The 4,124-nt window shown below is 47.6% G+C and carries 5 protein-coding genes; 1 reads left to right on the top strand and 4 read right to left on the bottom strand.

Features of this window, described 5'->3' with window-relative positions:
- Positions 1 to 231: 231 nt before the first annotated feature.
- The gene (locus AB7D94_RS16615; protein ID WP_420267183.1) at positions 232 to 429 is read right to left on the bottom strand and encodes a hypothetical protein; all 198 of its coding nucleotides are present in this window, start codon (positions 427 to 429) and stop codon (positions 232 to 234) included.
- Positions 430 to 636: 207 nt separating this feature from the next.
- Between AB7D94_RS16615 and AB7D94_RS16620 the strand changes: the two genes are divergently transcribed.
- The gene (locus tag AB7D94_RS16620; protein ID WP_420267184.1) at positions 637 to 2,178 is read left to right on the top strand and encodes a glycoside hydrolase family 3 protein; all 1,542 of its coding nucleotides are present in this window, start codon (positions 637 to 639) and stop codon (positions 2,176 to 2,178) included.
- Positions 2,179 to 2,272: 94 nt separating this feature from the next.
- Here AB7D94_RS16620 and AB7D94_RS16625 read toward each other — a convergent pair whose 3' ends face one another.
- The 3 genes from AB7D94_RS16625 to AB7D94_RS16635 all read right to left on the bottom strand — a co-directional run bounded on the left by AB7D94_RS16625 (position 2,273) and on the right by AB7D94_RS16635 (position 4,021).
- Complete coding sequence (locus AB7D94_RS16625) at positions 2,273 to 2,668, bottom strand: hypothetical protein (protein ID WP_420267185.1); 396 nt, start codon at positions 2,666 to 2,668, stop codon at positions 2,273 to 2,275.
- Positions 2,669 to 2,844: 176 nt separating this feature from the next.
- A complete protein-coding gene (locus AB7D94_RS16630) occupies positions 2,845 to 3,855 on the bottom strand; it encodes a diguanylate cyclase domain-containing protein (RefSeq protein ID WP_420267186.1) in 1,011 nt (336 codons plus the stop codon).
- Complete coding sequence (locus AB7D94_RS16635; RefSeq protein ID WP_420267187.1) at positions 3,845 to 4,021, bottom strand: hypothetical protein; 177 nt, start codon at positions 4,019 to 4,021, stop codon at positions 3,845 to 3,847. The genes AB7D94_RS16630 and AB7D94_RS16635 overlap by 11 nt, the downstream gene beginning before the upstream one ends.
- Between the last annotated feature and the right edge of the window lie 103 nt (positions 4,022 to 4,124).

The raw sequence follows: 4,124 nt of genomic DNA on the forward strand, positions 1-4,124 counted from the left end.
CTTTCAAAAACCCTTTTATCAATAGGTGCAAATTTCTATATCGGAGCTTGGGATTAAAAGGATTAACGACGAAGGGGAGGTAACCTCCCCTTCACCCCGTAAATCTCGCCACGTTTTGTCTATTGCGTTTGGGCTGCCGCCATGAATAACAGACTATAAAAAAGAGGAGGGCTGCCAAAAAACCTGTTGGCTTTTTGGCAGCCATGGGGGGGGATATTATCGTAGTAAAGTCTATGTGTAGTAGGGCAGCTTTATTTCACTTGTCATCTGTCTGATTGCCTTTATTCTTTCTTCAAACTGTGTGTTCATCGGCAAATCTATCTTGCCGTGCTGTCTGAGCGCTTGTATTAAGCTCGACACTTGCTCGTCTTCGTCCATCAAATCCAGCGGACGCGACCCCTTCGTAACTACTACTTCCTTCGCATTCAACTGACACCTCCTTAAAGCCATGTGTTTGGCTGCTGTCTTATACCCAGCACCAATGTTCAACTGTTAATTGTATTTGCAATAAGTGTGCCAGCACGTATTGCAGTAGTCTGTCTGCCGCGCGTTCCTGTCCGGTGTGCGCCAGATATGTAAAAAATGCCCTTTTAAAAGGAAAATCTTTCCTGCCACGGAAAAAATGTTGTAACTGCCGTGTGTTTTTTGATAAACTTCCTCACGATGCAAACCGCCGGACAGCACAAAGCCCTGTTTCAGTTGATTGTTAACAGGCTTGATGGATATAGTATAAGCTCTGCGTCTTATCGCCGTGAGATTGTTGATTTGGTAAAAAAGGGTATCGGCGGTTTTATTATATTTGGCGGTATTAAGGAAGAGATTAAGCCATTTATCATGGAATTACAGGAGCTTGCCGAGCAACGGCTTTTTATCGCGTCAGATATAGAGCGCGGCGTAGGGCAGCAAATCAAGGGTTCCACCCATTTCCCATGCCAAATGGCCATGGCGGCGGCGATTAATATGGAACTGGCCGGGGATGTGGCGCTGTATAAGTCCGCAATAACCGCCATCGCAAAAGAATCCTTAGACCTTGGAATCAACATGCCGCTTACCCCCGTGCTTGATGTAAACAAAAACCCGTTCAATCCGATTATCTGCACACGGGCATTCTCCGGTGACCCTGCCGCTGTGGCGTGGTTTGGGAGGATATACATAGAGACAATGGAGGCCGCAGGCCTCATAAGTTGTGCCAAACACTTTCCGGGGCATGGGGATACGGAGACAGATTCGCACATAGCCCTTCCTGTCATCGGCAAAACGGAAGCGCAGCTCAGAGAATCCGATTTTGTGCCATTTGCAGAGGCCATAAAGTCAGGCGTCTCAAGCATCATGGCCGCTCATCTCGCAATACCCGCTATTGACGGCGTACCGGCGAGCCTATCTAAAAAAATCCTCACAGGGTTGCTAAGAAACGAACTGTCCTTTGATGGCTTAATCCTCACGGACGCCCTTAATATGGATGCACTCAGGGATATTGAATACGTCGCGGCCAAGTGCATCAACGCGGGGGTTGATATCCTCCTTCACCCAACAGACGCCGTGGAAACCGTCAATGGCCTTGTTGAGTGCCTCAAACGCGGCAGTCTTGATAAAGACAGCGTCCGCGCGTCTTGTGCAAGAGTTCTGAAGGCAAAACAAAGGATTCGCTCCCCCCGCAATCCCTTAAATCTCCTCAATCATGGGGCGCACGGCGAAGACCATTCAACAATATCTGAGAGGATAACTGAGAAATCAATTACCCTTGTGGCCGCCAGCAAGTCCACGTTCATCCCTGAGCCGTCAAACACGCTCCTGATAGAGGCCGGCGAGCCGAAATTCCATGGCAGCACTTGCCTTTCACAATATTTTACGAATCATCTGAGTTTATACGGCGAGCAGGAGATTAGTGCCAAAGGATTGACACTCCTTGTTGCCATATATACGAACATATCCGCCTGGAAGGGGAGTTCAGGGATTCCACAATCGGATGTAGACGCCATCAGGGCACTTCTGTTGAGGGCCGGGGCCGCTCATACGGTTGTGATATCCTTCGGCAGCCCCTACCTGTTGAGCCAATTCAAAGAGGCCGACTTCCTGATAGCGGCATACGAGGCGTCCAAACAGGCCGGTGCCGCCGTGCTGAAATGCCTGAAAGGACAACTCCGGTACGAGGGACGCCTTCCGGTTAAGTTGCCCTGATTAAAATTCTGCTACGTTATAAAAGTTGGCACAACTAAAAAAATCGCCACGCATCGGGCATCCCACCCCAGCCCTAACAGCTTAGACAGCAGGTCTATTTAATAAAGAACTTAAACATTAAGCCCATCGCCGCTATCAGTATGCCGACCTGCGTTGCTGCAAAGGCCAACATCCATTTGATGTTCTCTTTCCCTGATTTCTCTATTTGAGTATTCATAGATTCTATTTTTAGTTCGAGTTTCGCTTCAAGCCTGAGCAGGTCTTCCTTGGTCGCCATTTCTTGACGGAGGGCTGTAGCCATATCCTTCAAGTCAGACTTGGTAGCCATATCCTTTATATCTGATTTGGTAGCCATATCTTTTATATCTGACTTGGTCGCTAAATCAGTACGAGTATTAAGGCTTACTTCGCTGAACACAGCAAGAAGAGCATCAACGCCGTCTTCACCTAACTTCTCTCTCAACACCCTTGGTATCGTCATCACGCTCATGCCTCTACAATACCACAAACAAGACGGCCTGTCAACGCCGCCCTATCAACAGTGAAATTTGTATATTTGTCAATCTGAACTTATTGCCTGACACCGTCTCCGGCCATGAAATTATTTTTTGTGGATTGTTGGCAAACCGCATATTTTATGCTTGACTTAATATATAGCTAACCCTTTTATGTCTCGTTTTTCTCACCGCTGAAGCAGTATGAACTCTGGCCAGATGACTTTGCCTTATACATTGCCATATCTGCCTGTTGAATCAACATAGCCGTATCGGACGAATTTACGGGGAACATGCTTATGCCGATGCTCACACCGATTGAGCACTCTGTCCCGTCAATATAAAAAGGCACCGACAGGGCGGTTATTATCTTTTCTGCCACCGACTGGACGTCCGCCTGTTCGTGTATAGCCGACAGGATAATGTTGAACTCGTCTCCGCCCATTCGCGCAACCGTATCAACATGCCGCACACAGGCGGAGAGCCTCTTTGCGGTCTCTTTAAGCAGGACATCACCGGCGTGATGCCCAAGCGTGTCGTTTACTGATTTAAACCGATTCAGGTCTAAAAACAAAAGGGCAATAATGTGATTATACCGCTTGGCCTGCTCTATGGCCTGGTTCATACGGTCAAAAAACAGAAACCTGTTGGGCAAATCTGTTAAAAGGTCGAAATGTGCTATATGCTGAAGCTGCTCCTCCGCCTCCTTCCTTTCTGAGATGCCGACACATGAACCGATGAATCCGGCAAACGTACCATCGTGAGTGAATCGCGGTGTACCAGTGTCCAGCACCCATCTGTAAACACCGTCCTTGCGTCTCAGCCTGTAGTCAAGTTTAAACGGCTTCTGTACCCCTGTTGCCATGGCGTAAGACTCGCGAAAACCTTCAATGTCCTCAGGATGGATGTTGTCCATCCACTTGTCGTCTTTCTCCTCATCCACAGTCCTGCCGGTGTAATCAAGCCAGACCTTATTAAAAAACCATCGGATGCCGTCAGTGTTTGCCATCCAGATAAACACGGGCGCCGAGTCGGCCATTATGTGAAATCTGCTCTCGCTCTCTCTGAGATTCGCCTCACAATTTATAAACTCCTGAAGTGAGTTCTCAAGGGCCGCCACCCGCCGCCTAAGAACCCTGACTTCATCAACTAAATCGCTTTTCTTCCTTGCCTCATCCCTCATCTATCGCCTTCTTTTTTGGATTTGTAACGTATACGGCCGTTTCCTTATTAATTTTCCCATGTTCTATGTTTAATTGTTTTAAAACGCCAGAGGATTGTTCCGCGTCATCGTTATCGTATTGCCCGATAGCGTCTGCTATCCGCTCCTGTAAATTTACTCTGCCCATACCCATATTTAATCATAAACCAAACATCAAGTCAAGCATCCTGCGAAACAGATGTCGTACCAAAGTAGAAATGTCCTATTCTTACCAAAATAGAAATGTCCTA

The sequence above is a fragment of the Candidatus Magnetominusculus dajiuhuensis genome (genome assembly GCF_046044395.1).
GTDB classification, from domain to species: Bacteria; Nitrospirota; Thermodesulfovibrionia; order Thermodesulfovibrionales; family Magnetobacteriaceae; genus Magnetominusculus; species Magnetominusculus dajiuhuensis.